18 protein-coding genes and 3 tRNA genes are annotated in these 19,920 nt (G+C 66.2%); 17 read left to right on the forward strand and 4 right to left on the reverse strand.

The window, feature by feature from the left end:
- Window position 1: 1 nt before the first annotated feature.
- The 3 genes from ihfA to UU7_RS00925 all read left to right on the forward strand — a co-directional run bounded on the left by ihfA (window position 2) and on the right by UU7_RS00925 (window position 768).
- Complete coding sequence (gene ihfA, locus UU7_RS00915) at window positions 2-301, forward strand: integration host factor subunit alpha (RefSeq protein WP_007804491.1); 300 nt, start codon at window positions 2-4, stop codon at window positions 299-301.
- Window positions 282-638: a MerR family transcriptional regulator gene (locus UU7_RS00920; protein ID WP_007804493.1), complete on the forward strand. Its 357-nt coding sequence runs from the start codon at window positions 282-284 to the stop codon at window positions 636-638. The genes ihfA and UU7_RS00920 overlap by 20 nt, the downstream gene beginning before the upstream one ends.
- A gap of 53 nt (window positions 639-691) precedes the next feature.
- A tRNA-Pro gene (locus UU7_RS00925) sits at window positions 692-768 on the forward strand.
- 137 nt (window positions 769-905) lie between these two features.
- Here UU7_RS00925 and serA read toward each other — a convergent pair.
- A complete protein-coding gene (serA, locus tag UU7_RS00930) occupies window positions 906-2,138 on the reverse strand; it encodes a phosphoglycerate dehydrogenase (protein ID WP_007804496.1) in 1,233 nt (410 codons plus the stop codon).
- Window positions 2,139-2,257: 119 nt separating this feature from the next.
- Here serA and UU7_RS00935 point away from each other — a divergent pair, with 119 nt between their 5' ends.
- Window positions 2,258-3,652: an FAD-binding oxidoreductase gene (locus UU7_RS00935; protein ID WP_007804499.1), complete on the forward strand. Its 1,395-nt coding sequence runs from the start codon at window positions 2,258-2,260 to the stop codon at window positions 3,650-3,652.
- Window positions 3,653-3,740: 88 nt separating this feature from the next.
- Window positions 3,741-4,700 carry a prolyl aminopeptidase gene (gene pip, locus UU7_RS00940; RefSeq protein WP_007804501.1) on the forward strand — a complete coding sequence of 320 codons (960 nt, stop codon included), beginning with the start codon at window positions 3,741-3,743 and terminating at the stop codon, window positions 4,698-4,700.
- Between the two features lie 137 nt (window positions 4,701-4,837).
- Here the strand turns inward: pip and upp are convergent, their stop codons facing one another.
- From upp to UU7_RS00955, 3 genes are all read right to left on the reverse strand, one after another.
- Window positions 4,838-5,482 (reverse strand): uracil phosphoribosyltransferase, encoded by a 645-nt coding sequence (upp, locus tag UU7_RS00945; protein WP_007804504.1) that lies wholly within the window; start codon window positions 5,480-5,482, stop codon window positions 4,838-4,840.
- 103 nt (window positions 5,483-5,585) lie between these two features.
- Window positions 5,586-5,945, reverse strand: coding sequence for a PsiF family protein (locus tag UU7_RS00950; protein ID WP_007804506.1), 360 nt, complete (start codon window positions 5,943-5,945; stop codon window positions 5,586-5,588).
- Window positions 5,946-6,168: 223 nt separating this feature from the next.
- Complete coding sequence (locus UU7_RS00955; protein ID WP_007804508.1) at window positions 6,169-7,665, reverse strand: aminotransferase class III-fold pyridoxal phosphate-dependent enzyme; 1,497 nt, start codon at window positions 7,663-7,665, stop codon at window positions 6,169-6,171.
- Between the two features lie 283 nt (window positions 7,666-7,948).
- Here UU7_RS00955 and UU7_RS00960 point away from each other — a divergent pair, with 283 nt between their 5' ends.
- From UU7_RS00960 to secD, 12 genes are all read left to right on the forward strand, one after another.
- On the forward strand, window positions 7,949-8,878 hold the full coding sequence (locus UU7_RS00960; protein WP_007804511.1) for an ABC transporter ATP-binding protein: 930 nt from the start codon (window positions 7,949-7,951) through the stop codon (window positions 8,876-8,878).
- A 1-nt stretch (window position 8,879) separates the two neighbouring features.
- Window positions 8,880-9,671, forward strand: a complete 792-nt coding sequence (locus tag UU7_RS00965; RefSeq protein ID WP_007804513.1) for an ABC transporter permease — start codon at window positions 8,880-8,882, stop codon at window positions 9,669-9,671.
- 44 nt (window positions 9,672-9,715) lie between these two features.
- Entirely contained in the window at window positions 9,716-10,933 is a 1,218-nt protein-coding gene (locus UU7_RS00970) for a sensor histidine kinase (protein ID WP_007804514.1), read from the forward strand.
- A 44-nt stretch (window positions 10,934-10,977) separates the two neighbouring features.
- Window positions 10,978-11,580, forward strand: coding sequence for a response regulator transcription factor (locus tag UU7_RS00975; protein ID WP_007804516.1), 603 nt, complete (start codon window positions 10,978-10,980; stop codon window positions 11,578-11,580).
- Between the two features lie 631 nt (window positions 11,581-12,211).
- A tRNA-OTHER gene (locus UU7_RS00980) sits at window positions 12,212-12,281 on the forward strand.
- Window positions 12,282-12,351 (forward strand) — tRNA-Met (locus tag UU7_RS00985).
- A gap of 414 nt (window positions 12,352-12,765) precedes the next feature.
- A complete protein-coding gene (locus UU7_RS00990) occupies window positions 12,766-13,890 on the forward strand; it encodes a slipin family protein (protein ID WP_007804518.1) in 1,125 nt (374 codons plus the stop codon).
- A gap of 54 nt (window positions 13,891-13,944) precedes the next feature.
- Window positions 13,945-15,165 carry an RtcB family protein gene (locus tag UU7_RS00995; protein ID WP_007804520.1) on the forward strand — a complete coding sequence of 407 codons (1,221 nt, stop codon included), beginning with the start codon at window positions 13,945-13,947 and terminating at the stop codon, window positions 15,163-15,165.
- Between the two features lie 95 nt (window positions 15,166-15,260).
- Entirely contained in the window at window positions 15,261-16,292 is a 1,032-nt protein-coding gene (gene queA, locus UU7_RS01000; protein ID WP_040672649.1) for a tRNA preQ1(34) S-adenosylmethionine ribosyltransferase-isomerase QueA, read from the forward strand.
- 18 nt (window positions 16,293-16,310) lie between these two features.
- Window positions 16,311-17,465 (forward strand): tRNA guanosine(34) transglycosylase Tgt, encoded by a 1,155-nt coding sequence (tgt, locus tag UU7_RS01005; RefSeq protein WP_007804524.1) that lies wholly within the window; start codon window positions 16,311-16,313, stop codon window positions 17,463-17,465.
- A gap of 129 nt (window positions 17,466-17,594) precedes the next feature.
- Window positions 17,595-17,927 (forward strand): preprotein translocase subunit YajC, encoded by a 333-nt coding sequence (gene yajC / locus UU7_RS01010; protein WP_007804525.1) that lies wholly within the window; start codon window positions 17,595-17,597, stop codon window positions 17,925-17,927.
- Window positions 17,928-18,035: 108 nt separating this feature from the next.
- Complete coding sequence (gene secD, locus UU7_RS01015; protein WP_007804527.1) at window positions 18,036-19,919, forward strand: protein translocase subunit SecD; 1,884 nt, start codon at window positions 18,036-18,038, stop codon at window positions 19,917-19,919.
- The last annotated feature ends 1 nt before the right edge of the window (window position 19,920 follow it).

A 19,920-nucleotide genomic window follows, 5' to 3' on the forward strand; every position in this document is an offset into this window, starting at 1 on the left:
GATGGCGCTGACCAAGGCGGAAATGGCCGAGCGGCTATTCCTCGATGTGGGCCTCAACAAGCGTGAGGCTAAGGAATTCGTGGACGCCTATTTCGAGGTCGTTCGCGGAGCGCTGGAAAACGGCGAGCAGGTGAAGTTGTCCGGTTTCGGCAATTTCGACCTGCGCCTGAAGAACCAGCGACCAGGGCGCAATCCCAAGACCGGCGAGGAGATTCCGATCTCCGCCCGCCGCGTGGTGACGTTCCGACCGGGACAGAAACTCAAGGTAAGAGTCGAGGGCTATGCTGGATCAAGGGAATAACACCGAACTGCCTGCCATCCCGGCCAAGCGCTATTTCACCATCGGTGAGGTCGGCGAGTTGTGCGGTGTGAAGCCCCACGTCCTGCGTTACTGGGAGCAGGAGTTTCCGGCCCTCAACCCGGTCAAGCGTCGCGGCAATCGTCGCTACTACCAGCGCCACGACGTGCTGATGATCCGCCAGATCCGCTCGCTGTTGTATGACGAGGGTTTCACCATCACCGGCGCGCGCGCGCGGCTGGAGGGCCCGCAGGCCCGGATGGAAGCAAGCATGTCGCACCAGATCGTGCGTCAGGTGCGGATGGAGTTGGAAGAAGTTCTGACCCTGCTGCGTCGCTGAAGGCTTCCGAACATGCCGTGCAAGCTGCTAGACTTGCCAGCTTGCCGTTTCGTCGGGGCGTAGCGCAGCCTGGTAGCGCATCTGCCTGGGGGGCAGAGGGTCGTCGGTTCGAATCCGGCCGCCCCGACCAATTGGCAAGAAATTAAAAAAGCGCCCTTGGGCGCTTTTTTGTTGGGAACGGGGAACGGGGAACGGGGAACGGGGAACGGCAGAGCATCGCCGCTTCGCATCTGTTCCCCATTCCCTGTTCCCCGTTCCCCGCCTCACTCAATACAGCACCCGGCTGCGCAAGGTGCCCGGAATCGCGGCCAATTGCGACTTCAGCTGGTTGGCCTGTGCCTCGTCGGCGCTGACGTCGATCACCACGTAGCCCACTTCGCTGTCGGTCTGCAGGAACTGGGCGTCGATGTTGATGTTGCCGGCCGAGAACAGCTCGTTGATCCGCGACAGCGTGCCCGGCACGTTGCGGTGGATGTGCAGCAGGCGGCGGCTGTGCGGATGTTCGGGCAGGGTGACTTCGGGGAAGTTCACCGCCGACAGGGTCGAGCCGTTGTCGCTGTAGCGGACCAGCTTGCTGGCCACCTCGATGCCGATGTTGTCCTGCGCCTCCAGCGTGCTGCCACCGATGTGCGGGGTCAGGATCACGTTGTCCATGCCCAGCAGCGGCGACACGAACGGGTCATCGTTGCCCTTCGGTTCGACCGGGAACACGTCTACCGCGGCGCCGGCCAGGTGGCCGTCGCGCAGCGTCGCGGCCAGCGCGTCGATATCCACCACGCTGCCCCGCGAGGCGTTGATCAGCATTGCGCCCGCGCGCATCCTCGCCAGCTGTTCCTGGCGGATCATCAGCTGCGTGGCCGGGGTTTCCGGCACGTGCAGGGTGACCACGTCGGAACGCTCGAGCAGGTCGTCCAGGCTGGCTACGGCACGGGCGTTGCCCAGCGATAGCTTGGTCTCGATGTCGTGGAAGATCACCCGCATGCCCAGGCTTTCGGCCAGCACGCCGACCTGGGTACCGATGTGGCCGTAGCCGACGATGCCCAGCACCTTGTCGCGTGTTTCGTAGCTGCCGCTGGCCGACTTGGACCAGCCGCCACGATGGCACTGCGCATTCTTCTGCGGAATGCCGCGCAGCAGCATGATGGCCTCGGCAATCACCAGCTCGGCCACGCTGCGGGTATTGGAGTAGGGCGCATTGAACACCGGCACGCCGGCCCTGCGTGCGGCGCCCAGGTCCACCTGGTTGGTGCCGATGCAGAAGCAGCCCACGGCGATCAGCCGCTTGGCGTGGCCAAGCATCTCGTCGGTCAGCTGGGTGCGTGAGCGGATGCCGACGATGTGCGCGTCGCTGATGCGTTGTCTCAGCTCGGCTTCCGGCAGCGACTTCGCATGCAGTTCGACCTGGCTGTAGCCCGCCCGATGAAACACGTCGACCGCACTGGCGCTGACCCCTTCCAGCAGCAATACCTTGATGTCCTGGCGGGGGTAGGAAGTCTGCATGGTTCGTTCCCTGGGAGTGAGAGGCGGGTCAGGCCAGAGTAGGCGAGGATTTGCGGCACCGCAACACTGGACTCGCCAGCGTGCGGCTGGCAGTCTTTGCGGACACTTGGAGCCGAAGCATGTCCGATCCCCGTCTTGCCGACCTGTCATGTCGTCTGCCCGAGCTGCGCCTGCTCACGGCCGCAGGCGACCTCGAACATTACGGACGCGACTGGACCCGCCGCTGGATTCCCGCCCCCCTGGCGATCGCGTTGCCGGCCACGGTGGACGAGGTGCAGGTGATCGTGCGCTGGGCGAACGAGCATGCCGTGGCGATCGTGCCTTCGGGCGGGCGCACCGGTCTTTCCGGTGGCGCGGTGGCGGCGAACGGGGAGCTGGTGCTGAGCCTGGAACGGATGAACCGGGTGCTGGATTTCAACGCGGTCGATCGCACGCTGACCGTGCAGGGGGGCATGATCCTGCAGCAGGTGCAGGAGACGGCGCGGGGGCACGGCCTGTTGTATCCGGTCGATTTCGCCGCCCGCGGATCGTGTTCGATCGGCGGCAACATCGCCACCAATGCCGGAGGCATCCGGGTGATCCGGCATGGCAACACCCGCGAGTGGGTCGCCGGGTTGAAGGTGGTGACCGGCGGCGGCGACCTGCTCGAACTCAACCGCGGCCTGGTCAAGAATTCCAGCGGCTACGATTTTCGCCAGCTTTTGATCGGTTCGGAAGGCACCCTGGGCATCGTGGTGGAGGCGACGCTGAAGCTGACCGATCCGCCGCTGCCGTCACAGGTGATGCTGCTGGCGCTGCCGGACATGGATGCGCTGATGGAAGTGTTCGCCCTGTTCCGCGCGCAGCTGTCCCTCCAGGCGTTCGAGTTCTTCACCGACCAGGCGTTGCAGCACGTGCTGGCGCACGGGGCGCAGCGGGCGATCGATGGCGAGCACCCGTATTACGTGGTCACCGAGTTTGATGCCGTCGACGAACAGCAACGGGAAGCCGCGCTGGGCGTGTTCGGGCAGGCGCTGGAGCGGGGCTGGGTCAGCGATGGCGTGATCGCCCAGAGTGAGGCCCAGGCGGCTGCGTTGTGGCGCCTGCGCGAAGGGATTACCGAAAGCCTGGCGCCGCGACGGCCGTACAAGAACGACGTGTCGGTGCGCATCAGCGCGGTGCCGGGTTTCCTGTGCGAGATGCAGGCCTTGCTGGCGAACGAATACCCCGGCATCGAGGTGATCTGGTTCGGCCACATCGGCGACGGCAACCTGCACATCAACGTGCTGCGGCCACACGACCTGGACGAGCCGGCCTTTCTTGCCCGCTGCGAGAAAGTCACCCGGCTGCTGGCGAACACCCTGCATTGCCACGGCGGCAGCATCTCGGCCGAACACGGCATCGGCCTGGTCAAGCGGGCCTATCTCGAAAGCACCCGCAGTGCGGCGGAAATCGCCCTGATGCGGGGCGTGCGCAAGGTGTTCGACCCACGGGGCATCCTCAACCCCGGCAAGCTGTTCACCGAGAGCTCGTGAGTTTTCAGGCTCCCGCAGGCACCGGTTCAAGGCTCAAACTGCGCCCATGCTAATCTCGACGGCTGTTCGTTGATCACGAGGAGCCCTCATGCCGTCGCCGCTGCTGCGTTCGCTGTATCCCGAAATCGAGCCGTTCGACAGCGGCATGCTGCGGGTGTCGCCGCTGCACACCTTGTACTACGAGCAGAGCGGCAACCCGAACGGCAAGCCGGTGGTGTTCCTGCATGGCGGCCCGGGCGGCGGCACGAATCCGAAATGCCGGCGCTTCTTCGATCCGGCGATCTACCGCATCGTGCTGTTCGACCAGCGCGGCTGCGGCAAGTCGACGCCGCATGCCGAGCTCACCGACAACACCACCTGGGACCTGGTCGCCGACATCGAACGCGTGCGCGAGCACCTGGGCATCGATCGCTGGCAGGTGTTCGGCGGATCGTGGGGTTCGACCCTGGCGCTGGCCTATGCGCAGACGCATCCGGACAAGGTCACCGAGCTGGTGCTGCGCGGCATCTTCATGCTGCGCCGCGCCGAGCTGGAATGGTTCTACCAGAGGGGCTGCGACGCGCTGTACCCGGACGCGTGGGAAACCTATCTCGCCGCGATACCCGAAGTCGAACGCGGCGACCTGATGAGCGCCTACCATCGTCGCCTGACCAGCGAGGACGCGAAGATCCGTACGGACGCGGCGCGTGCGTGGTCGGTATGGGAGGGCGCCACCAGCTTCCTGTGGCAGGACAAGTCGCACATCGAATCCAGTGCCGAGGACGAATTCGCGCTGGCGTTCGCCCGCATCGAATGCCACTACTTCGTCAATGGCGGCTTCTTCGAGCACGACGACCAGCTGCTGCGCAACGTCGACCGCATCCGCAACATCCCGGCGGTGATCGTGCAGGGGCGCTACGACGTGGTCTGTCCGCTGCGCAGCGCCTGGGACCTGCACCGTGCCTGGCCGGAGGCCGAGCTGCACATCGTGCAGGACGCCGGCCATTCCGCGTTCGAGCCGGGCATCCTGCACGAACTGGTGGAAGCGACCGACCGCTTTGGAAGGTGAGCGCCATCGGCGCTCCTCACCTTTTCCTCTCCCCACCGGGGAGGGGGCAGGTGAGGGTCGGGCTGGCGAAAAGGTGATCGAAGTTTTCTTGGCAACCCAAAGCCGACGGGCGGTGCCCGCCCCACCGGAGGGGCGGGTCAGTCGTTCGCCGGCAGCTGCTTGGTGCCGAAGATCTTGTCGCCGGCGTCGCCGAGGCCGGGCAGGATGTAGCCGTTCTCGTTGAGGCGCTGATCGATCGAGGCGGTGTAGATCTCGATGTCGGGATGGGCGGCGGTGATGCGATCCAGGCCTTCCGGCGCGGCGACCAGGAACAGTCCCTTGATGCGCCTGCAGCCAGCGGCTTTCAGCATGTCGACGGTGGCGACCAGGGTGCCGGCGGTGGCCAGCATCGGGTCGACGATCAGTGCGATGCGCTCGTCCATGCGGCCGGTGAGCTTCTCGTAATAGGTGACCGGCTTCAGTGTCTGTTCGTCGCGTTGCAGGCCGACCACGCTGACCTTGGCCGCGGGGATCAGGTCGAGCACGCCCGGCAGCATGCCCAGGCCCGCGCGCAGGATCGGCACGATGGTGATCTTCCGGCCCTTGATCCGGTGAACCTTGATCGGCCCGGCCCAGCCCTCGATCTCTTCCTCGACGGTTTCCAGGTCCTTGGTGGCCTCGTAGGTCAGCAGGGCGGCGACTTCGGAGGCCAGTTCGCGGAATTCCTTGGTACTGATGCCGGCACGGCGCATCAGGCCCAGCTTGTGCTGGATCAGCGGGTGGCGGACTTCGACGATCTTCATGGGCAGAGGCTTCACTGGCGGGCGCGTGGCGCAACAACCAGTGAGCTTAGCGAAGCGCCGCTGCCCACGCACGCGTACTGCGCGGGCAGCGGCCAGGCAGGCGTCAGTGCGTGGAAGGTGCGGCGTCGCCCTTCAGGCAACTGCTCATGAAGGTCTTGCGCTCGGCACCCTTGAGCGCCTTGGTCTTGGCGTCGGCGTTGCAGGTCTTCATCTTTTCCTGCTGGGCTGCCTTGGCCGACGGCGTGGCCGCCGTGCTGTGGCCCTTGAGGCACGAACTCATGAAGGCCTTGCGTTCGTCTCCCTTCTTGCCGGTGGCCTGCTTGTTGCAGTCCGCCATGCGCTGCTGTTGCGCGGTGCGTGGCTTGGCCGGCGCGGCGGTGCCCGCTTGCGGCGTGGCGGCGAAGGTGGCGCCGGCGAAGGCGAAGGCAGCACTGATTGCGAGCAGACGTAGTGACATCGACATCGTTGAGTCCTCCCTGGGTAACCGGCTGCTGCCGGCCCGGGCAGTCTAGGCAGGAGATACCTTCCGCGTCTGCAGGCAAGATCTTGCGTGCATGAAGTATTCAGCTGAAGCGCCATGTCGTGCCTGGCCGGCGCCAGCGTGGGCCGATGGCTGCGCCCGTCCACAAAAGACGAGGCCGCGCCGGACAAGCCGGCGCGGCCTCGAAGTTCCATGGAAAGTGCGCTCAGGCGGCTTCGGCCTTGGCCTTGCGCGGTCCTTCCAGCAGTGCCTTGCGCACGTGGGACACGATCAGGTCGATCTCCGCGCTGGTCACCTTGAAATGCGGGGTGAAGCGCAGCGAGTTGGTGCCGCCGTGGATCACGCCGACGCCGTGCTCGCGCATGTACTCCTCGGTCGAGTCGGCGCCGTAGCACTTGTACTCGGGCGCCAGCTCGCAGGAGAACAGCAGGCCGGTGCCCTGCACCTTGGTGATCAGGCCGCCCAGTTCGTTCTTCAGCGCATTGAGCTTGTCCACGAATTCCTTGCCGCGCTCGCGGATGTTGCTGCGCACCTCGTCGCTGAGCTCGCCCAGGGTGGCCAGCGCCACGTCCAGCGCGCGGGGGTTGGCGGTCATGGTGTTGCCGTAGATGCCCTTGCGGTACAGCCCGGCGGTGTGTTCGGTGACGGCCAGCACCGACAGCGGATACTGCCCGGCGTTGAGCGCCTTGGAGAAGGTCTCCATGTCCGGCGGCGGCAGGCCCTCGAAGCCGGGGTAGTCGACGAAGGACAGCACGCCATGGGCGCGCAGGCCGGCCTGGATCGAGTCGATCAGCAACAGGCTGCCATGGGCGGAGGTGAGTTCGCGTGCCGCCTTGTAGAACTCGGCGGTCACCGCGCGACCGGGGTCGCCTTCGCCCATCACCGGCTCCAGGAACATCGCCTCGATGAACCAGCCATGCTTGTCGGCATCGGCGAAGGCTGCTTCAAGCTGGGCCACATCGTATGGCGCCACCGTGATCACGCTGTCCTCGTGGCGGTAGCTGGCCAGGTTCTGCTGGTAGGCCTTGCGGCTGGAATCGGAGTACAGCGCCGGCTTTTCGGTGCGGCCGTGGAAGGCGCCCTTCACCGCCAGGCGCTTGATCGTGCGGCCGGCATAACGACCGCCTTCGTCGGTCATCGCCTTGGCGTTGACGTCCGCGATGCGGCAGGCCAGGGTGACCGACTCGGAACCGGAGTTGAGGCACATGTAGCTCGTGTACGGGCTGCCGCCGCGGCTGCGACCGAGTTCCCTGTCCAGCGCCCTGGTGAACTGCAGCTGCGCCACGCTGGGCGACATCACGTTGGCCATCACCTGCGGGCGGCCCAGCGCAGCGAGAATCGCCGCGTCGTTGTGGCCGAAACCGAGCATGCCGTAGCCGCCGTTGTCGTGCACCACGGCACCCTTCAGGGTGACGATCCACGGGCCACGCGCCGCGGCCGGCAGGTAGGGGTTGATCGCGTCATCGGGATAGAAATTGACGAAGCCCGCCTGCGCCTGGGCCAGCTGTTCGGCTTCGTCGAGCTTGAGGAAGTCCGCCAGCTCGGCACGCAGTTCATGATGGCGGGCGACCGCTTCGGCAATCGCCTGGACCAGCAGCGGATCGTTCGCCGCCATGCGTTCGATGCTGGCGTCGTCCAGGCCGGTGGTACGCGGCTTGCCGCCGAAATCGCGCAGTTCGCGCAGCTGGTTGATCACACCCATGATGAATCCTCCGTAGCTCCGCCGGGCGGCACGCATGGCCGGATGGCGGATTGGTGAATGCGTGGCGAAAAACGCGAGCGTCTGCGTTTTTCCAATGACTTCAGTCGTTTGAGATCGCCGCACGGGGGCTTTCAGGGCGGCCTTATCCCTCACAGGATACCTTGGCCGCTCAGCCACCGTAACCCCCGGGGCCAGGTGACGGCTGTCATCCCGGATGGCTGACGAGGGCGACTGCCGCCAGCCGGCGGCGGCGCGCAGCATGCATGGCACTGGAGGATTTCCCATGCCGCATGCCGAAAAACCGATCGCCCGCCTCGCCGGCGCCGTCAAACGTTATGGCTCGCTCACCGCGCTGGACGGTGCCGAGCTGCAGGTTCATCCGGGCGAGCTGCTGGCCCTGCTTGGCCCCAATGGCGCCGGCAAGACCACCGCCATCGCCTTGCTGCTGGGCCTGGTCCGCGCCGACGCCGGCAGCGTGCAACTGTTCGGCGAGGACCCGCAGTCGATCGAGCCACGCCGCCGCATCGGCGTGATGCTGCAGCATGCCGAGCTGCCGCCGACGCTGCGCGTGGGCGAGTTGCTGCGACTCACCGCCAGCTACTACCCGAACCCCCGCTCGCTGCAGGAATCGGCTGCGCTGGCAGGCATCGGCGACCTGCTCCGGCGTCCTTACGCGAAACTTTCCGGCGGCCAGCAGCGGCGCGTGCAGTTTGCGCTGGCGTTGTGTGGCCGGCCCGAGCTGCTGTTCCTGGACGAGCCCACCGTGGGCATGGACATCGATGCGCGACAGAAGCTGTGGGCGGCGATCCGCCAGCTGATCGATGAAGGCTGCGCGGTGCTGCTGACCACGCACTACCTGGAGGAAGCCGAGGCGCTGGCCGACCGGGTCTGCGTGATGTCGCACGGCAAGGTCATCCACGAGGGCACGGTGGAAACGCTGCGTGCCCGGGTCGCGCAGAAGCGCATCCGCTGCCGTACCACGCTGCCGGCCGAGCTGATCCGCGACTGGCCCGGGATCGGCGAGGTCCGCCAGGAAAACGGCCGCACCTACATCGTCACTGCCGAAGCGGAGCCGGTGGTGCGGCGCCTGCTGGAAGCCGATCCGCAGCTCGGCGAGCTGGAAGTGCAGCGCGCCGGCCTGGCCGAGGCGTTCACCGAACTGACCCGCGATGCCGACGAGGCATCGACCAATCCGCAGCGCGAGGCCGCCTGAAATGGACATCGTGATGACTGAAGCACCTGTTTCGTTCCCCGCCACCATGCCGCGCCGCCGCGTGCTTGGCGCGTATCTGGAGGAGGCGCGCAGCGAATGTCTGCGCTACATGCGCAGCCCGAGTTTCATGCTGCCGATCATGCTGTTCCCGGCGATGTTCTACCTGCTGTTCGGGGTGTTGATGGCCAAGTCCAACGGCGCCGATGCGGCGCGCTATCTGCTGGCCAGCTATGGCGTGTTCGGCGTGATGAGCCCGGGGCTGTTCGGCTTCGGCGTATCGCTGGCACTGGAACGCGACAGCGGCCTGCTGACCTTCAAGCGCGCGCTGCCGATGCCGCCCGGCGCCTACCTGATCGGCAAGATGATCATGGCGATGGCCGCTGCCGCCGGGGTAGTCGTGTTGCTGCTGGCGATGGCTCTCACCCTGGGCCACGTGACGCTGGCCGCGTCGCAGGCCGCCGCGTTGCTCCTGGTCGGGGTGCTGGGCGTGCTGCCGTTCTGCGCTCTCGGCATGTTCGTGGGCACGCTGTTCAAGGGGCAGGGCGCGCCGGGCGTGCTGCAACTGGTCTACCTGCCGATGTCGTTCATGTCCGGCCTTTGGTTCCCGCTGCCGATGCTGCCGAAGTTCCTGCAGCAGATCGCGCCGATCTGGCCGAGCTATCACCTGGACATGCTGGCGCTGGCCGCCGTGGGCATGAACACGCAGCCTCTGCTGGGCCACGTGCTGGTTTTGCTGGCGTTCGCCGCGGGCTTCCTTCTGCTGGCGGCGCGGCGCCTGCGTCGGCACGGTTGAAGTAGCATGCAGGGCAGCCCGCATTTTCAGCGAAGCACCACGCCATGATCCCCGCCTTCATCGCCCGATGGTTCGTTCCGGCCCCGGATTCCGCCGTGGCCGAGGACTTGCGACGCGGCAAGTCGCCGTGGGCCGACAGCGTGCACCTGCTGTGGTCGCTGTGGATCTTCATCACGCCGATGTTCGATCACGGCCTGCGCGGCTACACGCAGACCTGGCTGCTGTTCACGCTGGTCTCGTATCCGGTGTTCCTGCTGTTGTTTGCCAAGCTGCAGCTGGCTTCGCGGCGGACCGCCCATTTCTATGCCTGGGGCATGGCGGTGCTGTGCTTCGCCCTGTTGCGCTGGTATCCCAGCGGCCTGAGCTATTTCGTCTACGCCTGCGTCATGCTCAGTCATTGCGACCGGAGGCAGTTCCGGAACTATGTCCTTCAGGTGCTGGCGATCAACGCGATCTACGTGGCACTGGCCTGGTGGATCGGCTACCCGTCCGTCTTGATGGTGATCATGCCGGTCACCGTGTTCGTGATCTGCATCATCGTCACCGTCGAGCAGCTCCACAAGGAAAAGGATGCCGCGCTCAGTCTTTCGCATGACGAAGTGCGCCGGCTTGCCGCGACCGCGGAGCGCGAGCGGATCGGCCGCGACCTGCACGACCTGCTGGGCCACACGCTGTCGCTGATCACGCTGAAGCTGGAGTTGTCGCGCAAGCTGTTCGACCGCGACGTCGAGGCGGCCAGGCGCGAAGTGGAGGAGGCCGAGAAGGTCGCCCGGCACGCGCTGGCCGAAGTGCGCAGCGCCGTCACCGGCATCCGCGCCACCGACCTGGCGGCGGAACTCGCGTCGGCGCGGCTGCTGCTGGAATCGTCGCGTGTGCACCTGGAATACAACGCCCCGTCGATCGACATGCCGGCCGAGATCGAGCGCGGGCTCTCGCTGGTGCTGCGCGAGGCGGTGACCAATATTGCCCGCCATGCGGCGGCCACCTGCGTCCAGGTCGAGCTGCGACGCGAACACGCGGCCGTCTGCCTGCAGGTCAACGACAACGGTCGCGGTGGCATCGCCACCGATGGCAACGGCATCAGCGGCATGCGCGAGCGCGTGCGCGCCCTGGGTGGAACCCTGGAGGTGCAATCGCCGCTCGGCGGCGGCACCCGGTTGCGGGTGGTGGTGCCGGTGCCCGTGCTGCGTCTGGTCGAGCCGTCGCGCGCGGCACCGGCAGCGCCGCCAGCGCAGACCGGCTCCGGTTATCCTGCGGCCTGACCGGCCATCGCGCCGGCTTTCCCTTTCGATAGACGGGCAAAACCATGATTCGTGTGTTGCTGGCCGAAGACCAGGCGATGGTGCGCGGGGCGCTGTCGGCCCTGCTCAAGCTGGAACCGGATATCGACGTGCTCGGCTCGGCGGCGGACGGCGAGGCGGCGTGGCGTGACATCCAGAAGCACAAGCCCGATGTGCTGGTCACCGACATCGAGATGCCCGGGCTGACCGGGCTGGAGCTGGCCCAGCGCATCCAGCGGCAGGAGTTGCCGATCAAGGTGGTGATCGTCACCACCTTCGCCCGCCCCGGCTTCCTGCGCCGCGCGCTGGACGCTGGCGTGTCCGGCTATCTGCTGAAGGATGCGCCAGCGGAGAACCTCGCCGATGCGCTGCGCACCGTGCATCGCGGTGGTCGCGCCATCGATCCCCAACTGGCGCTGGAAGCGTGGTCGGAAGCCGATCCGCTGAACGACCGCGAGCGCCAGGTATTGCGCCTGGCCGGCGAAGGTCAATCGGCCGGCGACATCGCCGCGCAATTGAATCTGTCGCATGGCACCGTGCGCAATTATCTTTCCGAGGCGATCGGCAAACTCGGCGTGGCCAATCGCATCGAGGCTTATCGACTGGCACGGCAAAAAGGCTGGTTGTAGGAATTATTCGGGTATTCGACAAAATCGCTTGCACTCCGAAAATGATCCGCGTATTGTTCGCGTCCTTCGCCGCCGTGGCGATAATCCGATGAAGAAACTTTCCATGTCATTCAGTCTCGTTCCCGCAAACAAGCCAGGCATGTCGCGCGACCATCGCGACGCGGGCCTGTTTGCGCGCGATGAAAGGCACGACCTGGCAACCGCTTTCCGATAATCGACTGATCCCTTCGCGGAGATCGGTCACCCCGATCTCCCGAGGCAACGCGAACGCCCTCGGGTCGCCATGCCCGGGGGCGTTTTGTTTTGGCGTTCGCCGGGGATGCGCATGCATCGAACCACCTTGCAGGAATTCGCTACGCCCTGAAGCATCCGGCTCGTGCAGCCGAGGCAGGGGCACGGCTGCAGACCGGCGCATGTGCGCTGCGTCCCGATGCTTCGGCGCGGGCTGTGTGCGGATCGGATTCCACACGAACAGGGTCGTCAAGGCCCGCACGAATGTCCGGTTGGCGACAGCCGGGCATGTGGAACGTCAGCCACAAGGGCTTTCAGCGGCGCGGGTTCCCAAGACCCGCCCGGTGCGCGCGGCTTTGCCGGCAGCGTATGCCGGGGCCTGCGGGGAGATGTTCCGCGATGACGTTGGCTCAGTGGTAGAGCGGCAGCGAACGCTGCAGGTCGCCGGTTCGAATCCGGCACGTCAGCCACTGGATAGCTCAGATGGGTAGAGCATCGGTCTCATAAACCGAGTGTCGCGGGTTCGGCTCCCGCTCCAAAACCATGACCTGTCACGTCATGACACCAGGAACGAAAGTTCCGACCAGGAAACGCCTCGTGTGGAACGCGGCACGCCCGTCAGGGATGAGGGCGGACCGAGTGACGCAGCGAGGATTGAGCCGGGCCGGCCCCCTGCAGGCGGACGGTCGGTCGTCGAACGACATCGCGGCAATGCATCGCCGTGATCAGCTGATGACCGACTCTCTTCCGAAGCGTGCGGGCTTCGCTGGATCCATCGTCGGGAGGCGTTTCCGCCTTTTTAAATAAAGCTTTCGGTTATTGAAGATAATCGCGCGTTTATCCCGGAAGGGAGGGGTGATTGCACCCCGAAGTAAATCACGGTCCGCATCGATCCGGCGGCCCTGATTCATTCAGTACGGATCGAAACCGGGAATATCGACAAGGAGTATCGCCATGTTCTGGCTCAAGCAAATCGTGATCGGCGACGGCGAGCGCGGTCTGCTGTATCGCAACCGTCGTTTCGAGCGCGTGCTGTCGCCGGGCGTGCATCGCCTGTTCGACCCGCGCAAGCGCATCGCCGTGACGGTGCACAACCTCACCCGCCCGGAATACGCCGGCAGCGATGCCGAGGTGTTGACGGCGCAGATGGACGGCCCGCTGGCCGAGTGCTTGCTGGTGGCCGACATCGGCACCGACCAGGTCGGCCTGGTGCTGAAGAGCGGCAAGCTGGAAGACGTGCTGGCGCCGGGTACGCGCAAGCTGTACTGGAAGGGCATCGTGCCGGTCGAAGTGCAGGCAGTCTCGCTGGTGGAAACGCTGGAGATCGATGCGCACGTGGCGAGTCGTCTGCGTCAGCTTGGCGTGCTCGGCAAGGTGGCGGTGACGGTGGACGTGCCGGCGGAATCGACGGGCCTGCTGTTCGTCGACAACAAGCTGGTGCGCACGCTGGCGCCGGGTGCCTGGGCGTTCTGGAATTTCCGGAAGAACGTGGCGGCGGAGGTGATCGAGCTGCGCGTGCAGTCGCTGGAAGTGTCGGGCCAGGAACTGCTGACCCGCGACAAGGTGAGCCTGCGGGTGAACCTGGCCGCCAGCCTGCGCGTGACCGATCCGGTCGCCGCGCGCACGAAGGTGGCCAAGTATGGCGACTACCTCTATCGCGAGCTGCAGTACGGCCTGCGCAAGGCGGTCTCCGGCAAGACGCTGGACGAGCTGCTGGGCGACAAGGCCTCGCTGGATGCGGACATCTTCGCCTACGTGCGCGGCCGTGTCGTCGAGCTGGGCATCGAGGTGCTCGGCGTGGGCGTCAAGGACGTGATCCTGCCGGGCGAGATGAAGGACATCCTCAACAGTGTGGTGCAGGCGGAGAAGGCGGCCCAGGCCAACGTGATCCGCCGGCGCGAGGAGGCGAACGCCACCCGTTCTCTGCTCAACACCGCGCGGCTGATCGAGGAAAGTCCGGTGCTGATGCGTCTGAAGGAGCTGGAGGCCTTGGAAAAGGTCACCGAGAAGATCGACAAGCTGACCGTGTTCGGCGGCCTGGACGGCGTGCTGAACCAGTTGGTCAGCCTCAGGCAGTAACCTCGTGGCGCGCGCACGGATGCGCTCGCCACGATCCATTCAAGGAAAGATGTGATGAGCAACCAACAATACGAACTGCTGCACGCCGAAGGCAGCGCTACGCCGATCAAGGGCTGGGTGCACGGCGTGCCGCTGGAAGACTCCGCGAAGCAGCAACTGCGCAACATCGCCACGCTGCCGTTCGTCGGCCCGTGGGTCGCGGTGATGCCGGACGTGCATCTGGGCAAGGGCGCCACGGTGGGTTCGGTGGTGCCGACCCGGGGCGCGATCATCCCGGCCGCGGTCGGCGTGGACATCGGCTGCGGCATGGCCGCGGTGCGGACCACGCTGCGCGCCAGCGACCTGCCGGACAACCTGGCCCAGCTGCGCTCCAGCATCGAGCGCGGCGTGCCGGTCGGCAACGGCCGTGGCGGCGAGCATGGCAAGCCGTCGGACGGCATCCACGCGATGCTGGTCGAATCCCGGCTGGCCGAGCGGCTGGGGGCGATCAAGGCGAAGCACCGCAAGATCCGCACCGACAAGGTCGACCGGCAGCTCGGCACGCTCGGCGGCGGCAACCACTTCATCGAGGTCTGCCTCGACGAATCGGGCGCGGTGTGGGTGATGCTGCACTCCGGTTCGCGCGGCACCGGCAACCTGATCGGCAGCTACTTCATCGAGCGGGCGCGCGAGGAGCTGGCGCAGCGCGTGCTGGGCTTCGACCTGCCGGACAAGGACCTCGCGTTCTTCCTGGAAGGCGAGCCGCTGTTCGACGACTACGTCGAAGCGGTGTCCTGGGCGCAGGATTACGCCCGGGCCAACCGCGAGGCGATGATGGCGCGGGTGCTGGCCGAGATGCGCCACCGGCTGCCCAAGTTCCAGCTGGAACAGATGGCGGTGAACTGCCACCACAACTACGTGCAGAAGGAGACGCACGGTGGCGAGGAACTGCTGGTGACCCGCAAGGGCGCGGTGAGCGCCCGCGCCGGCGAGCTCGGCATCATCCCGGGCAGCATGGGCACGTGCAGCTACATCGTGCGTGGCAAGGGCAGTCCGGACAGTTTCCACAGCTGCAGCCACGGCGCGGGCCGGGTGATGAGCCGTACCGCGGCGCGCCAGCAGATCACCCTGGCCCAGCATCGGGAAGCCACCGCCCACGTCGAATGCCGCAAGGACGCGGCGGTGATCGACGAGTCGCCGGCGGCGTACAAGTCGATCGACGCGGTGATGGCCGCGCAGACCGATCTGGTCGAGGTGGTGCACACGCTGCGCCAGGTGCTGTGCGTGAAGGGATGAGCGCTGCCCCGCGAGGGGCGGCGTTTTTTGCAGACGTGCCCCGGCGCGCCTGCTGCGGGATAATGCTCCGTTTCCCGATGCCGGCCACACCCGCCTTGAAGAAGTCCGATTTCGATTTTGACCTGCCGCCCGAGCTGATCGCCCAGGCCCCGCTGCCCGAACGCTCGGCCAGCCGGATGCTGCTGCTCGACGTGGCGGCGCAGTCGCGGGAAGACCGCATGTTCCGCGAACTGCCGGACTTCCTGCGGCCGGGCGACCTGCTGGTGTTCAACGACACCCGCGTGCTGCCGGCGCGGCTGTACGGGCGCAAGGACACCGGCGGCGCGGTGGAGATCCTGATCGAGCGGGTCACCGGTGCGCACGAGGCCACCGTGCAGCTCGGCGTCAGCAAGAAACCGAAAGAGGGCGGCCGGATCGAGCTGGCCGACGGCAGCCATGCGGTGGTGCTGGGCCGCGACGAGGGCTTCTTCCGGCTGCGTTTCGAGGCACCGGAACCGCTGGAAAAATTGCTGCTGAAACTGGGCGAGATGCCGCTGCCGCCGTACATCGAGCGGCACGCCGACGCCAGTGACATGGAGCGCTACCAGACCGTGTTCGCCCGCGAGCCCGGCGCGGTGGCCGCGCCGACCGCGGGCCTGCACTTCGACGAGGCGACCCTGGCCCGGCTGCGCGAGCGCGGCGTCGAGTTCGGTTACGTCACCCTGCACGTGGGCGCGGGCACGTTCCAGCCGGTCCGTGCGGATGACCTGAAAGACCATCACATGCATACCGAGTGGCTCAACGTCGGGGCGCACCTGATCGGCCAGATCCGCCGCACTCGCGCGAACGGCGGGCGGGTGATCGCGGTGGGTACCACCGTGGTGCGCGCGCTGGAAAGCGCCAGCAAGGACGGCGAACTGCATCCGTTCGCAGGCGAGACGCAGATCTTCATCTTCCCCGGCTACCGCTTCAGCAGCATCGACGGCCTGCTCACCAACTTCCACCTGCCGCAGTCGACCCTGCTGATGCTGGTGTCGGCGCTGGCCGGGCGCGAGTACATGCTCGACGCGTACCGCCACGCGGTGGAGCAGCGGTACCGGTTCTTCTCGTATGGCGATTCGATGCTGATCCTGCCGAAGGGCGTCTAAACCCGCGATAATGGCCGGATGACTTCCCTCCAGTTCAACGTTCACGCCACCGACGGCGCCGCCCGCCGCGGCCGCCTGACTTTCGCCCGCGGCACCATCGAGACCCCGGCCTTCATGCCGGTGGGCACCTATGGTTCGGTCAAGGCGATGACCCCGCGCGACGTCACCGAGACCGGCGCCGAGATCATCCTGGGCAACACGTTCCACCTGTTCCTGCGGCCGGGGCTGGAGATCGTCGGGAAGTTCGGTGGGCTGCACCGCTTCATCGGCTGGGACAAGCCGATCCTCACCGACTCCGGCGGCTTCCAGGTGTTTTCGCTGGCGCACAAGCGCAAGATCACCGAGGAGGGCGTGACGTTCGCCTCGCCGGTGGACGGTTCGAAGGTGTTCCTGTCGCCGGAAGTGTCGATGCAGATCCAGAAGACGCTGGATTCTGACATCGCGATGATCTTCGACGAGTGCACGCCGTATCCGGCCACCGAGAAGGTGGCGTCCGACTCGATGGAGCTCTCGCTGCGCTGGGCCGCGCGTTCGCGCCGCGCGTTCGACGACCTGAAGAACCCCAACTCGCTGTTCGGTATCGTGCAGGGCAGCGTCTACGAGAACCTGCGCCGGCGTTCGGCCGCGGGCCTGATCGACATCGGCTTCGACGGCTACGCGGTCGGCGGCCTGGCGGTGGGCGAGCCGGAGGCCGAACGCAACCACGCGCTGGACTTCACCGTGCCGCTCTTGCCGGTGGACAAGCCGCGCTACCTGATGGGCGTGGGCCGTCCCGAGGACATCGTCGAGGCAGTGCGCCGCGGCATCGACATGTTCGATTGCGTGATGCCCACGCGCAACGCCCGCAACGGCTTCCTGTTCACCGCCGAGGGCACGCTGCGCATCCGCAACGCCAAGTACGCCACCGATACGGCGGTGATCGAGGAAGGCTGCGACTGCTACAGCTGCAGCAATGGCTTCAGCCGCGCCTACCTGCGCCATCTTGACCGCTGCAACGAGATCCTCGGCAGCCAGCTGGCCACCATGCACAACCTGCGCTATTACCAGCGGCTGATGGCCGGGCTGCGCGAGGCGATCGCCGGCCAGGCCCTGGAAGCGTTCGTGGCGGAGTTCTACGCCCGTCGCCGGGTAGCCGGGACGGGGTCAGGGTCAATTTCCGCAGGCGAAAAGTGACCCTGACCCCCTGAAGGACCCTCGCGGCCGCTGCCGTGCACGCTCCGGGGGTGCATGGCATAATCGGGAATCTTTTCCCAGGCGTTCTGTCGAAAACCTCGACAACGCCCAGACTTGCGAGACAGACCCATGAGTTTTCCGATCTCCCCCGTGCTGGCCCAGGCCGCGGCTCCGCAGCCCGCCGGCGGCGGCATGTCCATGATCATCATGATGGTGGTGCTGTTCGGCCTGATGTATTTCATGATGATCCGTCCGCAGGCGAAGCGGCAGAAGGAGCATCGTGCGCTGATCGCGGGCCTGGCCAAGGGCGACGAGGTGGTCACCAACGGCGGCATCGCCGGACGGGTGGACGAAGTGGGCGAGACCTTCATCACCGTCGAGATCGCCAGCAACGTCAAGGTGAAAGTGCAGAAGGGCGCGGTGCAGCAGGTGTTGCCCAAGGGCTCGCTGAAATCCGTCTGAAGAAGTACCGGACGCCGCCAGGGGGCCTGGGCGGCGACTTGCGACGTGGCCATTCCCGATTGTTGCTACCGCCGCGGCCTGGTGCCGCGGCTTTGATGGATGCAAGGCATGAGTGATTTTCCTCGCTGGAAGTACGCGCTGGTCGCGCTGGTGATGTTGTTCGGCGTGATCTACGCGCTGCCGAACGCCTTCCCGCCGGTGCCGGCGGTACAGGTCACCGCGAACCGAGATGCGCCGCCGATCAACACCGCCTTCCAGCAGAAGGTGGAAGCCGGGCTGAGGGCGAAGAAGGTCGCCGTGAACGAGGTCTTCGTGGAAGGCGACCACCTGCTGGTGACGTTCGCCAACTCCGACGTGCAGAAGACCGGCTCCGACGAGATCAAGGCGCTGGTGGGCGATGGCTACACGGTCGCGTTCAAGCTGCAGTCCAACGTGCCGCACTGGCTGGGCGTGATCGGTGCCCGCTCGATGCCGCTGGGCCTGGACTTGCAGGGTGGCGTGCACTTCCTGATGCAGGTCGACCAGAAGGACGTGATCGAGAAGCAGGAAAACAGCTACGCCGATGACGTGCGCAGCCTGTTGCGCCAGAAGAACATCCGCTACGAGTCGGTCACCCGCAGCGCGGTCGATGGCCAGGGCATCTCGGTGATCCTGCGCTCGGCCGAGGACCGCAAGACCGCGTCCGACGCGATTGCCAACGAATACACCGACCTCAACGTGTCCGACGGCGCCAGCACCGGCGACCGCTTCATGCTGAAGGTGACGGTCAAGCCGGAAAAGCTGCGCGAACTGGCCCGCGGTGCGATCACCCAGAACCTGGGCACACTGCGCAACCGCATCAACGCGCTGGGCGTGTCCGAGCCGCTGATCCAGCAGCAGGGCGACAGCCGCATCGTGGTCGAGCTGGCCGGCGTGCAGGACCCGACCGAAGCGAAGAAACTGATCGGCGCGGTGGCCACCCTGCAGTACCGCCCCGGCATCGGCCAGCCTGGCGATGCGCGTGCGGTGGAAGCAGCGCGCACCGGCAACATCCCGCCGGATGCCAACCTGTATTACATGCGTGGCGACAACCGCCCGGTGCTGGTCAGCAAGCAGATCATCGTGACCGGCAACCAGCTGATCGACGCCTCTTCCGGCATCGACCAGAACAGCGGCACGCCGAAGGTCGACGTGACCCTGAACGCCGCGGGCGCCCGCAAGATGGGCGACTTCACCAACGCCAATGTCGGCAAGCCGATGGCGGTGGTGTACGTGGAGCAGGTCTACGAGACCAAGGTCGTCGACGGCAAGGAAGTGCGCGTGCCCAAGATCACCGAGACGGTGATCAACGACGCGACCATCCAGGGCGCCTTCAGCAAGCAGTTCCAGACCAGCGGCCTGGGCAGTCCGAAAGAGGCATCCGACCTGGCCCTGCTGCTCAAGGGCGGCGCGCTGGCCGCACCGATGGACATCGTCGAGGAAGGCGTGATCGGCGCCAGCCTCGGCCAGGACAACATCGACAAGGGCTTCAAGGCGGTGCTGCTGGGCCTGGCGCTGGTGCTGCTGGCCGCGGCGATCTACTACAAGCTGTTCGGCCTGGTGGCGGACATCGCGCTGTTCTTCAACCTGGTGATCCTGGTGGCGGTGATGTCGCTGATCGGCGTCACCCTGACCATGCCCGGCGTGGCCGGCATCGTGCTGACCCTGGGCATGGCGATCGATGCGAACGTGCTGATCTGCGAACGCGTGCGTGAGGAACTGCGCAACGGCTCCAGTCCGCACGCCTCGATCCGCGCCGGTTACGAGAAGGCCTGGTCGACCATTCTGGATGCGAACGTCACCCACCTGATCGCGGCGCTGGCACTGACCACGATGGGTACCGGTGCGATCAAGGGCTTCGGCGTGACCCTGCTGATCGGCATCCTGACTTCGCTGTTCACCTCGGTGACGTTGACGCACGCGTTCACCGCGGCGATCCACGGTCATCGCAAGCTCAAGACGCTGTCGGTCTAAG

It is taken from the genome of Rhodanobacter spathiphylli B39 (assembly GCF_000264295.1).
Lineage (GTDB): Bacteria > Pseudomonadota > Gammaproteobacteria > Xanthomonadales > Rhodanobacteraceae > Rhodanobacter > Rhodanobacter spathiphylli.

Excerpts from the sequence above, each read along its gene's own strand:
- ihfA (WP_007804491.1), top strand. The coding sequence starts at position 2 with ATGGCGCTGACCAAGGCGGAAATGGCCGAGCGGCTATTCCTCGATGTG.
- UU7_RS00920 (WP_007804493.1), top strand. The coding sequence starts at position 282 with ATGCTGGATCAAGGGAATAACACCGAACTGCCTGCCATCCCGGCCAAG.
- serA (WP_007804496.1), bottom strand. The coding sequence starts at position 2,138 with ATGCAGACTTCCTACCCCCGCCAGGACATCAAGGTATTGCTGCTGGAA.
- UU7_RS00935 (WP_007804499.1), top strand. The coding sequence starts at position 2,258 with ATGTCCGATCCCCGTCTTGCCGACCTGTCATGTCGTCTGCCCGAGCTG.
- pip (WP_007804501.1), top strand. The coding sequence starts at position 3,741 with ATGCCGTCGCCGCTGCTGCGTTCGCTGTATCCCGAAATCGAGCCGTTC.
- upp (WP_007804504.1), bottom strand. The coding sequence starts at position 5,482 with ATGAAGATCGTCGAAGTCCGCCACCCGCTGATCCAGCACAAGCTGGGC.
- UU7_RS00950 (WP_007804506.1), bottom strand. The coding sequence starts at position 5,945 with ATGTCGATGTCACTACGTCTGCTCGCAATCAGTGCTGCCTTCGCCTTC.
- UU7_RS00955 (WP_007804508.1), bottom strand. The coding sequence starts at position 7,665 with ATGGGTGTGATCAACCAGCTGCGCGAACTGCGCGATTTCGGCGGCAAG.
- UU7_RS00960 (WP_007804511.1), top strand. The coding sequence starts at position 7,949 with ATGCCGCATGCCGAAAAACCGATCGCCCGCCTCGCCGGCGCCGTCAAA.
- UU7_RS00965 (WP_007804513.1), top strand. The coding sequence starts at position 8,880 with ATGGACATCGTGATGACTGAAGCACCTGTTTCGTTCCCCGCCACCATG.
- UU7_RS00970 (WP_007804514.1), top strand. The coding sequence starts at position 9,716 with ATGATCCCCGCCTTCATCGCCCGATGGTTCGTTCCGGCCCCGGATTCC.
- UU7_RS00975 (WP_007804516.1), top strand. The coding sequence starts at position 10,978 with ATGATTCGTGTGTTGCTGGCCGAAGACCAGGCGATGGTGCGCGGGGCG.
- UU7_RS00990 (WP_007804518.1), top strand. The coding sequence starts at position 12,766 with ATGTTCTGGCTCAAGCAAATCGTGATCGGCGACGGCGAGCGCGGTCTG.
- UU7_RS00995 (WP_007804520.1), top strand. The coding sequence starts at position 13,945 with ATGAGCAACCAACAATACGAACTGCTGCACGCCGAAGGCAGCGCTACG.
- tgt (WP_007804524.1), top strand. The coding sequence starts at position 16,311 with ATGACTTCCCTCCAGTTCAACGTTCACGCCACCGACGGCGCCGCCCGC.
- yajC (WP_007804525.1), top strand. The coding sequence starts at position 17,595 with ATGAGTTTTCCGATCTCCCCCGTGCTGGCCCAGGCCGCGGCTCCGCAG.
- secD (WP_007804527.1), top strand. The coding sequence starts at position 18,036 with ATGAGTGATTTTCCTCGCTGGAAGTACGCGCTGGTCGCGCTGGTGATG.